This is a genomic window from Brevibacillus sp. WF146 (assembly GCF_001673705.2).
GTDB classification, from domain to species: Bacteria; Bacillota; Bacilli; order Brevibacillales; family Brevibacillaceae; genus Brevibacillus; species Brevibacillus thermoruber.
The window spans coordinates 1,208,673-1,226,394 of the sequence record NZ_CP109943.1 but is presented as its reverse complement, the minus strand read 5'-3'; the positions used below and the strand labels follow the sequence as shown (position 1 = coordinate 1,226,394).

At 61.1% G+C, this 17,722-nt stretch carries 17 protein-coding genes; 5 read left to right on the top strand and 12 right to left on the bottom strand.

Going from position 1 to position 17,722, the window contains the following annotated elements:
* Positions 1–8: 8 nt before the first annotated feature.
* The 10 genes from A6764_RS05955 to A6764_RS05910 all read right to left on the bottom strand — a co-directional run bounded on the left by A6764_RS05955 (position 9) and on the right by A6764_RS05910 (position 10,402).
* On the bottom strand, positions 9–281 hold the full coding sequence (locus A6764_RS05955) for a hypothetical protein (protein WP_141669655.1): 273 nt from the start codon (positions 279–281) through the stop codon (positions 9–11).
* A gap of 152 nt (positions 282–433) precedes the next feature.
* Complete coding sequence (gene cimA, locus A6764_RS05950) at positions 434–2,056, bottom strand: citramalate synthase (RefSeq protein WP_065067071.1); 1,623 nt, start codon at positions 2,054–2,056, stop codon at positions 434–436.
* Positions 2,057–2,176: 120 nt separating this feature from the next.
* Positions 2,177–3,010 (bottom strand): alpha/beta hydrolase family protein, encoded by an 834-nt coding sequence (locus tag A6764_RS05945; protein ID WP_065067072.1) that lies wholly within the window; start codon positions 3,008–3,010, stop codon positions 2,177–2,179.
* A gap of 145 nt (positions 3,011–3,155) precedes the next feature.
* Positions 3,156–4,256 (bottom strand): YheC/YheD family endospore coat-associated protein, encoded by a 1,101-nt coding sequence (locus tag A6764_RS05940; protein ID WP_065067073.1) that lies wholly within the window; start codon positions 4,254–4,256, stop codon positions 3,156–3,158.
* Positions 4,257–4,358: 102 nt separating this feature from the next.
* Positions 4,359–5,549 carry an amidohydrolase gene (locus A6764_RS05935; RefSeq protein ID WP_065067074.1) on the bottom strand — a complete coding sequence of 397 codons (1,191 nt, stop codon included), beginning with the start codon at positions 5,547–5,549 and terminating at the stop codon, positions 4,359–4,361.
* Between the two features lie 81 nt (positions 5,550–5,630).
* Positions 5,631–6,629: a histidinol phosphate phosphatase domain-containing protein gene (locus A6764_RS05930; protein ID WP_065067075.1), complete on the bottom strand. Its 999-nt coding sequence runs from the start codon at positions 6,627–6,629 to the stop codon at positions 5,631–5,633.
* Positions 6,630–7,050: 421 nt separating this feature from the next.
* The gene (locus A6764_RS05925) at positions 7,051–7,536 is read right to left on the bottom strand and encodes a dihydrofolate reductase (RefSeq protein WP_065067076.1); all 486 of its coding nucleotides are present in this window, start codon (positions 7,534–7,536) and stop codon (positions 7,051–7,053) included.
* On the bottom strand, positions 7,533–8,327 hold the full coding sequence (locus tag A6764_RS05920; RefSeq protein ID WP_029098576.1) for a thymidylate synthase: 795 nt from the start codon (positions 8,325–8,327) through the stop codon (positions 7,533–7,535). The genes A6764_RS05925 and A6764_RS05920 overlap by 4 nt, the downstream gene beginning before the upstream one ends.
* 39 nt (positions 8,328–8,366) lie before the next feature.
* Positions 8,367–8,855 (bottom strand): redoxin domain-containing protein, encoded by a 489-nt coding sequence (locus A6764_RS05915; RefSeq protein WP_051188134.1) that lies wholly within the window; start codon positions 8,853–8,855, stop codon positions 8,367–8,369.
* A gap of 77 nt (positions 8,856–8,932) precedes the next feature.
* Positions 8,933–10,402 (bottom strand): catalase, encoded by a 1,470-nt coding sequence (locus A6764_RS05910; protein WP_065067077.1) that lies wholly within the window; start codon positions 10,400–10,402, stop codon positions 8,933–8,935.
* Positions 10,403–10,636: 234 nt separating this feature from the next.
* Here A6764_RS05910 and A6764_RS05905 point away from each other — a divergent pair, with 234 nt between their 5' ends.
* Together A6764_RS05905 and A6764_RS05900 are read left to right on the top strand one after the other, a co-directional pair.
* Positions 10,637–12,076, top strand: coding sequence for a MocR-like pyridoxine biosynthesis transcription factor PdxR (locus tag A6764_RS05905; RefSeq protein ID WP_176703268.1), 1,440 nt, complete (start codon positions 10,637–10,639; stop codon positions 12,074–12,076).
* Between the two features lie 194 nt (positions 12,077–12,270).
* On the top strand, positions 12,271–12,468 hold the full coding sequence (locus A6764_RS05900) for a hypothetical protein (RefSeq protein ID WP_029098573.1): 198 nt from the start codon (positions 12,271–12,273) through the stop codon (positions 12,466–12,468).
* A 135-nt stretch (positions 12,469–12,603) separates the two neighbouring features.
* On the opposite strand, the gene A6764_RS05895 is transcribed toward A6764_RS05900, so the two are convergent.
* The gene (locus A6764_RS05895) at positions 12,604–12,816 is read right to left on the bottom strand and encodes a cold-shock protein (protein WP_029098572.1); all 213 of its coding nucleotides are present in this window, start codon (positions 12,814–12,816) and stop codon (positions 12,604–12,606) included.
* A gap of 249 nt (positions 12,817–13,065) precedes the next feature.
* On the opposite strand from A6764_RS05895, the gene A6764_RS05890 reads away from it, so the two are divergent.
* Together A6764_RS05890 and putP are read left to right on the top strand one after the other, a co-directional pair.
* Complete coding sequence (locus A6764_RS05890; protein WP_029098571.1) at positions 13,066–13,524, top strand: hypothetical protein; 459 nt, start codon at positions 13,066–13,068, stop codon at positions 13,522–13,524.
* A gap of 286 nt (positions 13,525–13,810) precedes the next feature.
* Complete coding sequence (putP, locus tag A6764_RS05885; RefSeq protein ID WP_065067078.1) at positions 13,811–15,280, top strand: sodium/proline symporter PutP; 1,470 nt, start codon at positions 13,811–13,813, stop codon at positions 15,278–15,280.
* 217 nt (positions 15,281–15,497) lie between these two features.
* Here putP and A6764_RS05880 read toward each other — a convergent pair whose 3' ends face one another.
* On the bottom strand, positions 15,498–16,919 hold the full coding sequence (locus tag A6764_RS05880) for a MocR-like pyridoxine biosynthesis transcription factor PdxR (RefSeq protein ID WP_264622448.1): 1,422 nt from the start codon (positions 16,917–16,919) through the stop codon (positions 15,498–15,500).
* Between the two features lie 195 nt (positions 16,920–17,114).
* Between A6764_RS05880 and A6764_RS05875 the strand changes: the two genes are divergently transcribed.
* Entirely contained in the window at positions 17,115–17,702 is a 588-nt protein-coding gene (locus tag A6764_RS05875) for a GNAT family N-acetyltransferase (RefSeq protein ID WP_065067081.1), read from the top strand.
* Positions 17,703–17,722: the final 20 nt, after the last annotated feature.

Sequence of the window (17,722 nt, the reverse complement as noted above, 5' to 3'; positions counted from 1 at the left end):
GCACGGGTCTATCCCTGCAAGCCGGTGTCCGTGACCGAACCGCGCTTCGCGGCACGCTCCCCCGGGCAAACGGCATCGTCACCGATCATCTGTATCTTCATCAACGGATAATTGTCCTGCAAAGCCAGGCGCATGTCGTCCAGCAGGGAGCATAACACCGCTTCCTGAATCCGCTGGTCAAAGGTAACACGAATGTCGATGCTGTACGGCTGGTCGTTCGGCTGCTGTTTGGCGTCGGCGCTTCGCAAAGGCGTTCCCTCCCGCATGGTTTTTCTTAGCATACCATCCCTCTCTGTCCTTCATTCCGGCGGGATGTCCCGGTATCATGGCGGCTACTTCCCGTCACCGGCACTGAAAAAGCGCCGTCCACACGAACAAACGGGCCCTCCTGTTGGCATTGCCGCAAGGAGGACCCGTTTTTCAATCGCTTCCATCAGTGATTGACGATGCCCACACGCGCTTCCGTCTGCTCCGGCCGTTCCGCCTCCACGCAGCCTTCCTTCCAGAGCAGGTAGCGGATGCTGTCCACAAGCGCTTCCCAGCTCGCTTCGATCACGTTGGTGGAGACTCCGACGGTGCTCCACTTTTCTCCGTCGCGGGCGGATTCGATCAGGACGCGCACTTTGGCCGCCGTCGCCCCGCTCTCGTCCAGCACCCGCACCTTGTAGTCGGTCAGGTGCATCTCCGCCAGACAGGGGAAGTGGTTCTCCAGCGCCTTGCGCAGCGCGTTGTCCAGCGCGTTGACGGGACCGTTGCCGTCCGCGGCGGTGTGGACGACCTGGCCATTGACATTCAGCTTGACCATCGCTTCCGAGGAGATCGACTGGTCCGCTGTCTTTTCCATCAAAATCTTGAACGAGTCGAGCGTAAACAGTTGGCGCAGCTTGCCCGCCGCCTCCAGCAGCATGAGCGAGAGCGACGCCTCCGCTCCTTCGTATTGGTAGCCTTGGAATTCGCGCTCCTTGATCCGTTTGACGATCTCCCGCGCTTCCTGTCTGTCCAGCGCCACGTCGATCTCCAGCTCCTCCGCCTTGGCCAGCAGGTTGCTTTGGCCGGCCAGCTCGGAGACCAGCACGCGCCGTTTGTTGCCGATCAGCTCCGGCTCGATGTGCTCGTAGGTCTTGGGGTCTTTCAGCACGGCGCTGACGTGGATGCCGCCTTTGTGGGCAAACGCGCTGTTGCCGACAAACGGCTGGTTGTTGGGCATCGCCATGTTGGCGATCTCCGCCACGAAACGCGACAGTTTGGTCAACTGCTGCATCTGCTCCGGCGCGACACAGGCGTATCCCAGTTTCAACTGCAGATTGGGAATGACCGAGACCAGGTTGACGTTGCCGCACCGTTCGCCGATCCCGTTGATCGTCCCCTGCACCTGCTGCGCGCCCGCCTGAACCGCCGCCAGCGCATTGGCCACGGCCAGTTCGCCGTCGTTGTGGGGATGGATGCCCAGCGGTGTCTGCACACTCGCCTTTACCGTGCGGACGGTCTCGAAAATCTCGTGCGGCAGGCTGCCGCCGTTGGTGTCGCAGAGAACGATCCAGTCGGCGCCGGCCTCCTCCGCCGCTTCCAGCACGCGCAGCGCGTAGACCGGATTGTGCTTGTAGCCGTCGAAAAAGTGTTCGGCCAAAAACAGGACGGTCAGCCCCCGCGATTTGAGAAAAGCGACGGAGTCGGCCACCATCCGCAGGTTTTCGTCCAAGGTGGTTTTGAGCGCGTCGGTGACGTGCAGATCCCACGACTTGCCGAAAATGGCCGCCGCCTTGACGCCGCTCTCCAGCAGCGCCCGCAGGTTGTCGTCCTCCTCCGCCGCCACGTTGGGCCGACAGGTGCTGCCAAACGCGGTCACCACGGCGTGTTTCAGCGGAATCTCCCGCATCCGCTCAAAGAAGGCCATGTCCTTGGGATTGCTGCCGGGCCAGCCGCCTTCGATAAAGTCGATGCCAAACTGATCCAGCTTCAAGGCAATCTTCACCTTGTCCTCCACCGACAGGCTGACGCCCTCTCCCTGCGTGCCGTCCCGCAGCGTCGTATCGTACAGATACACCTTTTCTTTCATCTTCTCTCCACCCCATGTGCCTCTGTTATTTTCTGAATACTTTGTATTATTCATCTTATGACGCTATTCAGTATACCACAGCCCATGGGGAAAGAAAACGCGCGATTTCGCCGCTTTTGCTCATGTGCACCGGGCGTGGACAAAGGCGGCTGTCCGTTCGATCGCCTCTTCCAGTTGAGGGGAAGTGCCGGCGAACGGATGGCGGGTGTTGAAGGTGTGGTCGCCCGCTTCGATCCAGTGCAGTGCGCTCTCCCGCGCCGCCTCGTGCAGGCGCTCCGCTCCCTTCACCAGCCGGACGTAGTCCTCCCGCCCCTGGATGATGCAGAGCGGCTGCGGCATGCTCGCCACTTTTGCCAGGAGGTCGTACTTGTCCCGGTTCCGGTCCACGTCGTCGATGACCGCCTGGGTGATCGGCATCTGCTGTCCGGTCCGGGCATTGGCGATGTAGCCGACGCCCTGTTCCGCGATTTGACGGCGCAGCTTCTCGTCAAACAGATTGACGTCGGCCACCCCGTTCCAGGTGATGATCCCCTGGACGAGCGGGTTGCCCGCCCCGAACAGGATCGCGTCCGCCCCGCCTTTGCTGTGGCCCAGCACAAACAGCTTTTCCTTGTCAAACCGGGCGGAGAACACTCCGCCATCTTCCAGCAGCCACCTCGTCAGGATGGTCAAATCGTCCACTTCGCGCGCGTATGTATTGCGCCCGAACTTTTCCAGCTCGTCAAATTCCGTCAGGCTTTCCCCGACCCCGTTGCAGGAAAAATTGAAGCGGACGACGGCGATACCCCGCTCGGCCAACTGCTCGGCTACGTAGGGAAAGCTGCCCCAGTCCTTAAACCCTTTGAACCCGTGGCAGAAGATCACGAGCGGCTGGTCCGGCGACGCGCTCTTCGCGTGAAAATCGCCGCGGATCGTCAAATCCTCGCCGGCGGCAATGCGAAACGACTCCATCATGTCTCTTCACCTCTTTGGGGGTTTCTTCTTATCTTATTATGAAGGCAGCGGAGCCCAAAGGAAACCCGTCGGATCGGAGCCGGTGTTCACCGCTTCCTCGAGTGCGGACCCCGTACGGCAAAAGACCTCCCGCCGGCAGGAGGCCTCATCCGGTCCGGGAGGCGATGCGGTCGTTCGCCGCCAGATACAGGGCGTACTCCAGCGGTCTTCGCACGGCGAGGCGGTAGCGGTCCCACTGGCCCAGCTTGCGGAAAATGTCACGTCCCGGCTTGGGATTGATTTCGATGATCCACACCCGGCCGTTCGCATCGATGCCCAAATCAAAACCAAACTCCATCATCGATCCGAAATGTTTCTCGATCGTTTCCACCGTTTTCAGCGCCAGCTCCCGGCACTCGCGGAGGATCCGCTCCGCCTCCTGCACGCCGAAGCGGAAGGCCAGAAAACGGCCGGCCGGCACCGCGGTGCCGCCGCCGTGCAGATTGGACGTGGACGATCGCTTGGGACCGATCCGCATCCCCACGCCGGTCAGCCTCCACTCGCCGCTTCCATCCTTCTGGATCAACAGGCGCGCGTCCACCGTCCGCCCCGGCAGCAGGGCCAAATCCAGCCCCTGCTGCAGGAAGAACTGCTCCTCCCCGTATTTTTCCCGATTCGTCCAGCGCTCGATTTCGGTGGTGAGCGCCGACAGCGTCGGCAGGACGGCGTTCTTCCTCCCTTGATTCTTGGTCCGTCCGCGCAGCAGGTAGACCTTCCCTCTCCGCTCCACCCGCAGGATGCTGCGTCCGCCCGATCCATTGGTCGGCTTGACGTAGACGACGCCGTGCCGCTTCAGCATGTCTGCCAGCTCCTCCCGCCTGTAGAGCCGGGTCTCCGGCAGCCAGCGCTGCAGTTCTTCTTCCTGCATCAGCACCTGATGGACGCGAAACTTGTTGGCAAAGCGGCTGTTGGCGTAGCGGAACCAGTTCTTGTTGCGGAACGGCAGGTAGCTCTTGTGCTTCTCTATCGGATAGTAGCGGTACCGGTCGATCACGATGTCCGGCCAGGCGTACCAACCGCTTTTCCAGCCGTCCGCTCCCGGCGTAAACCCCTTGATCCGGCGGGAGGCGGCGTTCACATCCTGCGGCGAAAAGACAAACACTTCCGCGCCCATTTCCTTTCCCTCCCGCACAAGCCGGCGCAAAAATCCTGGTTCGTTAAAACCCTTTTCCCCCCGATAGGTCAGAATGCCGATCCGTTTTTTCACGTGTCGTCCTCCCTCTCTGTGGATGACTTCTCCCCATCAGCTTATGGCCGAACGTGAAAAAAAGCGCCAGGGCCCACAAGGGTTAGGCGCTTCGTGGACGCTTTAGCGTCCGTGTTTGTCCAGATAGTCGAGAGCGGCGCGGCCAAGCACCTCGGCGGCGATCAGCATGGCGCTCTCGTCGATGTCAAAGCGCGGATGGTGGTGCGGATACCCGGCCCCTTTTTGCGGGTTGCCGGCGCCGACAAAGAGGAACGAGCCCGGCACTTTTTCCAGATAGTAGGCGAAGTCCTCCGCTCCCATCGTCGGCTCCATCCGTTCCACGTTGTCCCAGCCGACCGCCGCCGCGGCCGCCTGGCGGGCGATCTCCGTCTCTGCCTCGCTGTTGATGACGGCCGGATAGCCGCGCATGTAGGTCACCTCCGCGCTGCCTCCCATCAGCGCCGCCGTCCCCTTCGCAATCTCGATCAGCCGCTGTTCCGCCTTGTCCCGCACGTGCGGCAGGAACGAGCGGACCGTGCCCGTCAGGCGGCAGCGGTCGGCGATCACGTTGTAGTTGTCCCCGGCGTGAAAGGTTCCCACCGTGACGACCACGCTCTCCAGCGGACTGATGTTGCGGCTGGCGATCGTCTGCAGCGCGCTCACGATCTGGGAGCCGATCACGATGGCGTCAACGGTCTCCTGCGGGACGGCGCCGTGCCCCCCTTTGCCCTTGATCTCGATGATGAAGTCGTCGCAATTGGCCATCACCGGACCGGCGCTCACCCAGACCGTGCCGACCGGACACATCGACCAGAGGTGCGCGCCGAAAATGGCATCGACCCCCTGCAGCGCGCCGTCTTCCACCATCTGAATCGCGCCGCCCGGATTTTCCTCCTCGGCATGCTGGAACAGGAACGTGATCGTGCCCGGGATCTCGTCGCGGTGGCGGGCCAGCACCGTCGCCAGCCCCAGCAGCCCGGACGTATGGGCATCGTGGCCGCAGGCGTGCATCACGCCCGGCACTTTGGACTTGTACGCCACCTCTTTTTCGTCCTGGATCGGCAGGGCGTCAAAATCGGCGCGCAGGGCGACGGTGGCTCCCGGCTTTCCGCCATGCAGCACGCCGACGACGCCGCGTCCGCCCACGCCGGTCCGCACCTCGTCAAACTGCAGCTCGCGCAGGATGTCCGCAATCATGGCGGGCGTCTTCTCCTCCTGGAACGACAGCTCCGGATACTGGTGCAGATGGCGGCGCCACGCGACCATCTGCGGTTCCATCTCTTTCAGCAGTTCTTTCAGCTTCTCCTGCAACATGTCCATCCTCCCGCTTTTACTTCTGCTCTTTTTTCTCCATCATAGCAAAAGTGATACTTTATTCATAGATTTGCATAAATATCAAAACAGATCGACCTGCTCCCGCCGCCTCCGGTCAAACACGGCGATCGTGCGAAACCCGGCCCGCTTCAACAGTTCCCGCGCCTCGTCGAGGTGATGGCCGACTTGATCGGGAAAATGGGCGTCGGACGAGGTGGTGACGGCAACGCCGTGCTGGGCCAGTATCTCCAAAAAGCGCAGGCTGGGGCACATCTCCCTGACCGGATAGCGGTACAGAAGACCCGTGTTGATCTCCGTGGCCGTGCCGGTCTCCTTCAACGCCCGGGCAATCCGCTGGTAGTACGAGAGCAGCGCCGCCTCGTCCGGCCGGTAGCCGAACGCTTTCAGGCTGTCCGGGTGGGCGACGACGTCAAACAGGCGGCTGGATACGGCCTGCTCTACAAGCGAAAAATAGCGGCCGTACAGCATGTACAGATCGGTCTGCTGAAAGCGCTCCCGCGTGTCGGGATTGTCAAACCCCCATCCCTGCAGGAAGTGAACGGAGCCGATGCAGTAGTCCCAGGGGTACGCGCCGGTCACGTCGGCCAGCACCGCCTCTCCGCCGGGAAAATAGTCCAGTTCGATGCCTACTTTCAGCTCGATCCCGTCCTCTGCCCAGCGCTGCTTCTGCCCCTCGACGAACGTCACGAAATCGTCCAGCGACGTCACGCACACCTGTTCCAGCCAGCGGCGCTGCAGTCCTCCCAACTGGTCTCCGGCGAGGTGCAGATGCGCCTCGTAATAGGCCTTGTACTCGCGGAACCGGTACAGGTGATCGACGACCCCGACTGCCGCAAGGCCCACCTGCTTGGCCCGCAGCCGGTACAAATCAAGCCACTCCGCCGAAAACGCCCCGTTCCGCAAGCGCTCCGCCAGCTGCGGAAAAAAGGCGTCCAGCCACTCGCGGCTGTGCGTTTGTTTGGCCGTGCAAAAAAACGGACGCAGCGCTTCCGCCGTCCGGTTCAGCCAGCCAAGCGAATACGGCCCTTCCTCCAGATGTACGTGATAGTCCACTTTCACACCGATCGCCTCCCGCAGCCAGTGGGCTGACACCCTGTCACTTTCGGCACGTGATCCGGGAAAACGGGCATGTTGGCCCCCGACCGCTGTGCTCCCCCGCGTCCGCCCGCCTGCTGCCTCAACAACTGCGCTCCGGCTGCGGCAGGTCCACACCCGCCGCTGGAAGGGCGGCGATCATGTTCCGGGAAATGATCGTGGATACGGCTCCCGTTTCCCGAATGTTCGCAATTGTCATCCTGTGCCTCTACTTTCTTTCTGTATGTAGGATTGTCTGAGGATATGTCCGTGCCATGACCAGGAATCCCACCCGTTTTCTGTCTGGCTTGCCGGTTCCTCCGCATACGGAAACAGCCGGACGGCCGCGATCCGCGCGGTGCCGCGCGTCGGGCGTCCGGCTTTGCCGTGTGGGCAGGGGGCAGGCTCATGCGCCGCTCCTGTTTTTTCGTTCATACAGGTAAAACGTATGCGGGACCGGGTTTTGTTCGTCGACCGTTCCCTCCCGCTTCCAGACCAGGGTAAACGCGTCCCGGTCCCACTCGGGGAAAAACGTGTCTCCCTCCGCCTCCATGTCGATTTCCGTGATGTACAGCCGATCGGCCACATCCATGAACTGGCGGTACAGTTCGGCGCCGCCGAAGATGATCACGTCGCCCAGCGCCAGCACCTCTTCCACGCTGTGCACGACGTCGACGCCCGGCGGGGCAAAGTCGCGGCGGCGGGTCAGCACCACGTTGCGCCGGTTGGGCAGGGGCCGGCCCAGCGACTCAAACGTCTTGCGCCCCATGACGATCGTCTGGCCGGTGGTCACTTCCTTGACGTGCTTCAAGTCGTTGGGCAGATGCCACGGCATCGCGCCGTCCCTGCCGATCACGCGGTTGCGGGCGTACGCCGCGATCATGCTGATCATACCGATACCTCCCCCTTGATGTGGGGATGGGCTTCGTAGCCCACGATCTCGATGTCGTCAAAGGTAAAGTCAAAGATGGACGTGACGGCCGGGTTCAGCCTGAGCTGCGGCAGCGGCAGCGGCTCCCGGGTCAACTGCAGTTTCACCTGCTCCACGTGGTTGAGGTAGAGGTGGGCGTCGCCGAGCGTATGCACGAATTCGCCCGGCTCAAGTCCGGTCACGTGGGCCACCATGTGCGTCAGAAGCGCGTAGCTGGCGATGTTGAACGGCACGCCGAGAAACGTGTCGCCGCTGCGCTGGTACAACTGGCAGGAGAGCCTGCCGTCCGCGACGTAAAACTGGAACAGCACGTGGCACGGCGGCAGCGCCATCTTGTCCAGCTCGGCCGGGTTCCAGGCGCTCACCACCAGTCGGCGCGAATCGGGGTTGCGCTTGATCTCGTTCACCACCCACTGGATTTGGTCCACCGTCTTCCCGTCCGGACCGGCAAACGAACGCCACTGCTTGCCGTACACCGGCCCCAGCTCGCCGTTTTCGTCCGCCCACTCGTTCCAGATCCGCACGCCGTTCTCCTGCAGATAGCGGACGTTGGTATCGCCTTTCAAAAACCACAGCAGTTCGTGGATGATCGATTTGGTATGCAGCTTTTTCGTCGTCAGCAGGGGAAAGCCTTCGCGCAGGTCAAACCGCATCTGGTGGCCAAAGACGCTGATCGTGCCCGTTCCCGTCCGGTCCTGTTTGACGGTCCCCTCCGCCAGAATCCGGCGGCACAGGTCCAGGTATTGTTTCATCATTCATCGCTCCCTTGCGTGCAGCAGTTGTCCCATCTTTTAATAGTAACCCAAACGGGACGGAAATGGGACAAGGCTTTTGACCAGTTCCCGCTGAATCCGTTCAAAATCGGACACACCGCCGCCGTACGTCCAGCGCCGGATGTGCCGCAAGCGGTCCACGAACAGGACGGAGCAGTCGGTGACGTCCCTGACCCCCGCCACTTCCGGGAGGAGAATCCCGAGCGACCGGCTTACTTCCCGGTTGGCGTCGCTGTGAAGGTGATACGGCAGGTGCAGCTTTTCCCGCAGCGCCTTCAGCGTAAACACGTTTTCCACGCTGAGCCCGACGACGCGGTAGTTCTTTTCCGCAAACTGGCTGTAGTGATCGCGGAACCAGGCCAGAGCCTGTTCGCTGGTCTCGGTGAAGGCAAACGGAAACGAGACGAGCACAAGGCCGTTCGCGTCCCGCAGCAGTTCGCCGCAGGAGACGCGGACGCCGTCGGTGGATGGCAGCGCGTACTTGTACAAGGCTTGAATGACCCGCATACTATCCCTCCTCACACGGAAGATCAGGGTGGATCAGAGGCCGGCTCAGCGCCGCCGGCCCGGATTCGCTCAGGGGGTTACTCGCCCGACGGCTGCGGGATATACCCGCTGATGTCGATGCCCAACCCCTCCGCTACGCGCATGCCGTACTCGGCGTCGGCGCGGAAGAAGTTGCAGATGGCCCGCAGTTGGATCTCCCGGTCGACCGATTTCAGGTCGTTCACCAGGTTTTTGATCAGGTTGTCCCGCTCCGTCTGGCTGAAAGAGCGGTAGCGTTCACCCGCCTGGGTAAAGTCATCGGTTTTTGCGATGCGCTGGCGGGTCGTGACCCCGTGCAGCGGCGCTTGGCTCTCCACGTACTCAGGGGCCTGTTTCGGCGTTTCCGTGTAGCTGTTCGGCTCGTAGTTGATCCGCGATGCGTCCTGCTTGATGCGCATCGCCCCGTCCCGCTGGTAGTTGCGCACCGGCGCGTACGGGCAGTTGATCGGGATCTGCAGGTAGTTGGGACCGAGACGGTGACGTTGGGTGTCCGGATAGGAAAACAGACGGCCCTGGAGCAGTTTGTCTTCGGACGGCTCAATGCCCGGCACCAGTGCGCTGGGGGCGAAGGCGGACTGCTCCACTTCGGCAAAGTAATTCTCCGGGTTGCGGTTGAGCGTCATGGTGCCCACCTTGACGAGCGGCAGCACGTCCTCCGGCCATACCTTCGTGGGATCGAGCGGGTCAAAGGAAAACGCGTCCATGTCTTTCGGATCGAGAATTTGCACGTACAGATCCCACTGCGGAAAGTTGCCGGCTTCGATCGCCTCGTACAAATCCCGGGTCGCGTGGTTGAAGTCGCGGCCGCCGATTTCCCGCGCCTCTTCCGCCGTCAGGTTTTTGACGCCCTGCAGCGGCTTCCAGTGGTATTTCACGTATACGACCTGGCCGTCCTTGTTCACCCATTTGAAGGCGTGAACCCCGAACCCTTCCATCTGGCGGTAGTTGGCCGGCGTCCCGTAATCGGAGAACAGCCAGGTGAGCATGTGCGTGGATTCAGGACTCAGCGTCATGAAATCCCAGTAGTGGTTGGGCGTCTGAATGTTGTTGTGCGGCGCCGGCTTCAGCGAGTGCACCATGTCGGGAAACTTGATCGCGTCGCGGATAAAGAAAACGGGCAGGTGGTTGCCCACCAGGTCGTAGTTGCCTTCGGCGGTGTAGAACTTGACGGCAAAACCGCGCGGATCTCTAAGCGTCTCCGGTGATGTGCCGCCGTGAATCACCGTGGAGAAGCGGACGAACACCGGCGTTTCCGTGCCTGCTTCCTGCAAAAAGGCGGCCCGGGTGTATTTCGCCATGCTGGCCGTCGTCACAAACACGCCGTGCGCTCCCGCCCCCCGGGCGTGAACGACGCGCTCCGGAATCCGTTCGCGGTCGAAGTGCGCCAGCTTCTCAATCAGGTGGTAGTCTTCCAGCAGCGTCGGTCCGCGCTGGCCGGCCGTTTTCGAGTTTTGGTTGTCCACCACCGGCGCTCCCTGATTGGTCGTCAAAACATTACGGTTCTCCATGATCATGCCTCCCATGTAATTAGAATAACTATTATTTGAAAACTATTATCACTGTCACGCATTAACCATAACACAAGAACAATTATCTTTCAATAATTATTATTAAAAAGAAATATGTATTATCATCTGAATCATGTGCGGAGCGGCAGCGATCCGTATTTTCGCGGTCAACGGACGGGCTGTGCTATAATAACGGCGACACGAAAGTATTGTGAGAAAGCCGGGGATGCTAAGGTGGATTGGAAACCGATCCGTCAGGGACATACACCTGTCTACAAACAAATTGCCGAATGGATGGAACAGCGGATCGCCAGCGGAGAGTTTCCGCCCGGGAGCCGTCTGCCGTCCGAACGTCTGCTCGCCAAGGAACTCCAGGTCAACCGTTCGACCGTCGTGACCGCCTACGAGGAATTGCGGGCGGCCGGCTTGGTGGAGCGGAGACACGGCAGCGGAACCATTGTGAGCCGGGACATCTGGGGCTTGGCCCGGAATCGCACGCCCGACTGGAAGCGGATGGCAGAGGCTGGATTGTTCCGTCCCAACCTGCCGCTGATCCGCCAGATACGCCGCGACACGCAGGACAGCGACATGCTTGACCTGGCGAGCGGCGAATTGTCTCCCGAACTGGTCCCGCACGAGCAGTTTCGGCGGCTGCTGGCCGCGGGCGACTTCCCCTGTCACTTTGGCTACGAGCATCCGCAAGGAAATCCGCAGCTGCGCGACACGCTGGTTGCCCACATGAAGACGTGGAAGGGCATCGATGCCGCTCCCTCGTCCATCCTGGTGACGGCAGGCGCCCAACAGGCCCTACATCTCGTGGTCCAGTGCCTGCTCCAGCCGGGCGACGCCGTGGCGATCGAAGACCCGTCGTACTGCTACTCGCTGCCGCTGTTCCGGTCGGCGGGCGTGCGGCTTTTTCCGCTCCCTGTGGACAGCGAAGGCATCGATCCGGACGAACTGCTGGCGCTGCACGGCAAGCATCGGATCAAAATGGTCTTTCTCAACCCCAACTTTCAGAATCCGACGGGAACGTTCCTCTCCCTGCCCCGGCGGAAACGGCTGTTGGAGATTTCGGCTGAACACGGAATTCCCATCGTGGAGGACGACCCGTACAGCCTGACCGCCTTTTCGGGCGAACATGTTCCTACGTTGAAGTCCCTGGATCGACACGGCACCGTGCTGTACATCAGCTCGCTGACCAAGATTGTCGCCTCCGGGTTGAGGATCGGATGGGTTGTCGGGCCCCGAACGGTCATTGAGCGGCTGGCCGACGCCAAGCAGCAGATCGATTTTGGGCACAGCATTTTTCCCCAGTGGTTGGCGAACCGCTTTTTGTCCTCGGAGTGGTTTCCCGCCCATCTGGACATGCTGCGCAGGGAGCTGGCCGGCCGCAGCGAGCGGCTTGTTTGTTCGCTGCGCGAGTCGTTTGGCGGCAGCGCAGAGTTTGTGCCGCCCGCAGGAGGAATCCATATATGGTGCCGGTTGACGGGCGAGTGGAGCGAGAACCGGATGCTGGCCGAATCGGTCAAACGCGGCGTCATCTTTGTCCCGGGCATGGTCTTCGGATCAAAAAAAGGGTTCGTCCGCTTCACCTTCGGACGCCCCCCAAAAGAGCGGATTCAGGACGCGATCAGCCGGCTGGCGGAGGCGTATCGCTCCGTTTGTCGCCAATGACCGCCCGCCGCTTTCTTCCCCCAGGGTCACGGCACCCGGGGAACGACGGTCGTTCAAGTGGATGGGCAAAAAAGTGGGCAAGTGGATGGTCCATTTCGGCGAACAACGGGATATGATCGTGTGGGACAAGCATGTGGCCCCATGTGTTCAGCTCCTCGCTGACGCATGGCAAAGACCGAAAGGAGTGTACCGATGTGAGCGTTTATCCCTTTATCATAGCCGTCTTCGTTCTATCCCTTGTCGGACTTGTCTGCACCATCCTGATCGGCCGCAACCCGGAAGAAAAGACGAACAGAAGTTTTGCGAAGCGGTCGAAAAACCTGCTCTCGATCTATCTGTTCCTCACGATTGTTTTGTTGATCGCCTTTTTCGTATTTTTGTCCCGTCAGTAAGACATGCGCAAAAAGACGCCGGCTGCTCCCGCGGGAGCAACGGCGTCTTGAACGTCTGCAGGACTGTTTGTCGAGGGGCATCCGGCTGGCGTCTGCTGCTCCGCCGGGCTGCCGGGCTGCCGGCCGGGTAAGCTGTCAGCCGTCGCTGTTCTTGCGGACCACGTTTGCCGCCTGCAGGCCGCGCTGGCCGTTGACGATGTCAAACGTGACCGGTTCTCCTTCCTCCAGATTGCGGTATCCCGTTCCGGTGATGGCCGAATAGTGGACAAACACGTCGGGGCCGCCCTCCCGTTCAATAAAGCCGTACCCTTTTTCCTTGCTGAACCATTTCACTTTCCCTTGAATCATTGCCCTTCCTCCCTGTCGTCAGTGCAGCTCGCTGGCTTATCACATCATATGCGGCTGCGGAGAAAGTGGAAACGCATCACAAAAGAATGTCGTACGCCGGCAGCGCGGCCGCGAACGCGTTTTGTCCGCTGCTGACGCAGTCGCCGTCCCCGCTCGTATGGTACAATACAGGGAGGCGTATTTCTCCATGCAGACAGAAGGGATAACCTGCGCCGAGAACCGTAACCGGGAGAAAGGAGAGAATCGATCATGCGCCAGGTACTTGTGATCGGCTGCGCGCTGCTCCTGGCTGCCTGCTCCGACGTGTCGGAAGGCGTGCAGACGGCGCAGCAGGCCGTGGAAGCGGGCAAGCAGGCGATCGAAACCGGAAAACAAGTGGTGGAAACGGGCAAACAGATCGCCGAATCGGAAATCGCCCAGCAGTTGAAAACCTACCTGCAGCAAAAATACGAGTCTTCGGAGCCGCTGCGCAAGGCGATGTTCAGCGGTGACGGCCAGTTGTTGACGGCGGAACTGCAGAAGACCGAGCTGGCCAACTTCAGCTTCTACAAATCCGACCTGTTGGGCGTCGAATTTACCGGCCAACTGACCGGGGACGGCACGTTCCGCGTGATGCGGCACAATCTGAACAACCCCGGGGAAGAGCCGACCGTCGTCAAGGAATTCAAGGTAACCCTCGACAGCAGCGGACAGATCCAGGTGCAGTAGGAGGCGCGGATGTACGGCCCGATCGCGCCCTCCGCCCTGCAGCGGCATGTCCGTGCCAGCGTTTTTTAAGGCCCTGTGGATCAACCGGAAAAAGTACCGCACGCAAGCCTGCACAGCCCGTGCAGGCTTTTTCGCTTGTTGTGCCGGACGTCTTTCCGGCATGCAACCCCTTACATGTTTTATTGTTCTGATTTTACCAGTAGATTTTAAAGCGCTTTCATGGTAGACTAGTTATCGTCACAAAATGTTCAATATTGATAAAATTGTAAAGGAGAATCAAACGCTCATGGATATGCAACTGGCTGCTTCCATCACCGCCTATATGGTCGGCATGCTGCTGATCGGGTACTACGCGTACAAGCGCACTTCCAATCTCTCTGACTACATGCTGGGCGGTCGGACGCTCGGGCCGGCTGTGACGGCGCTCAGCGCAGGGGCCTCCGACATGAGCGGCTGGCTTATGATGGGACTGCCCGGCGCGATGTTTTCCCAAGGGATCAGCGCCTCGTGGATTGCCATCGGCCTGACGCTCGGGGCGTACGCCAACTGGTTGTACGTGGCGCCGCGTTTGCGCACCTATACGGAAGTAGCCGACAACTCCATCACCATTCCCGCGTTTCTGGAAAACCGCTTCGGCGACAGCAGCCGCATGCTGCGCCTGGTTTCCGGCCTTGTCATCATGATCTTCTTTACGTTCTACGTCTCCTCCGGGATCGTGTCCGGCGGCGTGCTGTTCGAAAACACGTTTGGCCTCGACTACCACACCGGGCTGTGGATCGTGGCCGGAGTCACCATCGCTTACACGCTGTTCGGCGGTTTTCTCGCCGTGAGCTGGACCGACTTTGTGCAGGGGCTGATCATGTTTATCGCGCTGGTGATGGTGCCGCTGGTCACCATCCTGACCGTCGGCGGAATCGGGCCGACCTTCACGGAAATCCGTGCCGTCGACCCCACCCTGCTTGACATTTTCAAAGGCACCAGCCTGTTGGGCATCATCTCGCTGTTTGCCTGGGGGCTCGGCTACTTCGGCCAGCCGCACATCATCGTCCGCTTCATGGCCATCTCCTCCGTCAAGGAGATGAAAAAAGCACGCCGCATCGGCATGGGCTGGATGATCTTCTCCGTCGCCGGCGCAATGCTGACCGGCCTGATCGGCATCGCCTTGTACTCCAAACAGGGCTGGTCGATTGCCGATCCGGAGACGATCTTTATCGAACTGGGCAAAATTCTGTTCCACCCGCTGATCACCGGCTTCCTCCTGGCAGCCATCCTGGCGGCGATCATGAGCACCGTTTCTTCCCAACTGCTCGTCACTTCCAGCTCGCTGACCGAAGACGTCTACAAAACGTTCTTCCGCCGCTCGGCCACGGACAAGGAGCTGATCCTGATCGGCCGGCTGTCCGTCCTGCTGGTGTCGCTGATCGCCGTGGTGCTCGCCTACAGCAAGAACGACACGATCCTGAGTCTGGTCGGTTATGCCTGGGCCGGGTTTGGCGCATCGTTTGGCCCGGTGGTGCTGCTGAGCCTCTACTGGAAACGGATGAACAAATGGGGCGCCCTCGCCGGGATGGTCGCCGGCGCCGCCACCGTCATCATCTGGACCCAGTTCGACGTGCTCAAGAATTTCCTCTACGAAATGGTGCCGGGCTTTGCCGCCAGCCTGCTGGCCATCGTGATCGTCAGCCTGCTGACGCAAAAGCCGTCGCAGCAGCTGCAGGAGCAATTTGACCGATACGAGCGATTGAGCAGGCAGTAAGCATTTGCGCCGCTCTTCCTGCTCCACGCATACACCCTGGCGCCCAATCGCCAGCCTGCTTCCGCAGTCACAGGGCAGACCGCCAATGCATAGGCGTTGGCGGTCTGCCCTTTTCACGCATGAGGGATGCCCGAACCCCCGCAAACATCACCGCACGGTTCCGTTCTCGCGGGGCCCTCCTCACGACGCGTTCTGCTCTCATCAATCGACAAAACGCTCAGCATCGCCCAAACCACGCGTCGGCCAGCAGGCGAATGCCCTCCGGAATGTCTTCTTCCCTCACGCCGCCAAAGCCGACGATGATGCGCGGCCGCTCCTGTCCGCCGCGCGGCTCCAGCCAGTTGCGGCCGACCGGGTAGACGCGCACTCCCGCCTCTGCGGCCGTACGGATCAGCTCTTCTTCGCTGCGGTCGGTATTCACTTCCAACAGGATGTGCAGTCCCACGGAATGGCCCAGCACGGTCACGCACGGCGGCATGTGGTCGGCAATCGCCTGCAGCAGGATCGCATGCTTTTTCTGGTAAATCGTCCGCATCTTGCGGACGTGCTTTTCCCAGTACCCTTTTTGCATAAAGAGCTGCATCGCCCGCTGCTCAAGGCGCGGAACGGGCGACGGATACGCCTGGAAGCCCTCCAGGTAGCGGCGCAATAGGACCGGCGGCAGCACCGTGTAATCCATCCGCAGCGCGGGGGAAAAGGCCTTGGAGAAATTGCCGATGTACACCACCGTTCCCGCCTGGTCCATGCCCTGCAGGGAGGGCGTCGGTTTGACGTTGTAGCGGAACTCGCCGTCGTAGTCGTTTTCGATGATGATCCCTCCGCACGCCTTGGCCCACTGCAGCAGGCGGAGCCGTTTGGCCACCGGCATGACCATGCCGTGCGGATACTGGTGGGCGGGCGTCACGTAGACGACGGTGGCGCCGCTCTGCTCCAGCGCGTCCACGGACAGGCCGTCCTCCTCCAGCGGCACCGGCACGACGCGAAAGCCGTGATGTTCAAACACGACGCGGGCATCGGCGTAGCCCGGTTCCTCCATCGCCACGACCCGGTGATCGTCCCGCAGCATCAGGCAGAGAAAACTGAGCGCCTGCTGCAGCCCCGTGCCGATGACGATCTGCTCCGGCTCGCACACCAGCGTCCGCGCCCGTCTGAGGTAGCGGGCCAGCTCCACCCGCAGCTCCCACTCCCCCTGGTCGTCCCCGTAAAAGGCAAAATCGGCGGCGTACCGGTCCATCGCCTCCGTCAGGCAGGCACGCCACAGCGCATACGGGAAGTGACGGGTGTCCACCACCGAGCCGTGAAAGTTGTACCGGCAGGAGAGATGCTCTCCTTTCCGCTTTTTCCATTCGGTGGGCAGCGGAGGCCGCTCGTCCGTGCGGCTGTCCGCCCAGGCCTCGATGTCGGCGGCAAAATACCCGCTGCGCTCCCGGCTGACGATGTAGCCTTCCGCCAGAAGCTGCTGATAGGCCGCTTCCACCGTGATCTTGCCCACCCCGGCGGACCGGGCGAGCTGGCGGATCGACGGAAGCCGGCTTCCCGCCGGTATGCGTCCGGCGGCAATCTCCCGGCTGATGGCGTGATACAGCTGAACGTACAGCGGTTCATCGCTGTCGGCGTGCAAGATCGGCGTCAGGTCCATTGGTCTCCCCTCTCTGTCCTTATCAAATCTTTGCAAACTGTCACTGTCGACAGGTGCAGATGCCATGTAGACTAAGTGTAACAGAAAAGCTCGAACCGCGATACGCGCGTACAAAGCCGGCCGGCCGCCAGCGGGAGCTTTTCCTGTCACCTGCCATGATCACAACATATTGACGCATAACCGGGAGGAACACGCATGAACATCTGTCTCAAAGGGGAAAAAGTGGTACTGCGCGACATCCGTCCGGAGGATCTGGACACGCTCTACTATTGGCATTACGAGGCGGAAGACCGGGAGCATCTCAACTGGAACGGCCCCTACAAGCCGTTGGAGCCGATGACGCTGGAAGAGTACCGGCAGCTTCCCAAACACCGGGAGGCGCTGGCTCTCGCGGGCACGGACAACCCCCGCACGGAGCTGATCATCGAAATCGACGGAGAGCTGAAAGGAAGTGTGGGGCGCTACTGGGTGTCGGAGGTGACCAACTGGTTTGAGATCGGCATCGTCATCTACGATTCGCGCTACTGGTCCAACGGTTACGGCAGCGAAGCGTTTCAGATGTGGATCGACTATCTGTTTACCCACATGGACACGGTCCGGCTGGGAATCGGCACCTGGTCCGGCAACGAGCGGATGATCCGGCTGGCCGCCCGCTGCGGCATGATCGAAGAAGCGCGGGTGCGCAAGGCGCGCATCGTGCGCGGCGAATACTACGACGCGATCAAGATGGGAATTCTGCGCGAAGAGTGGGAGGCGCGCCGGGCCGTCAAACAAGGGGGATGAGTCCCCCTTGCGTTCCTTGC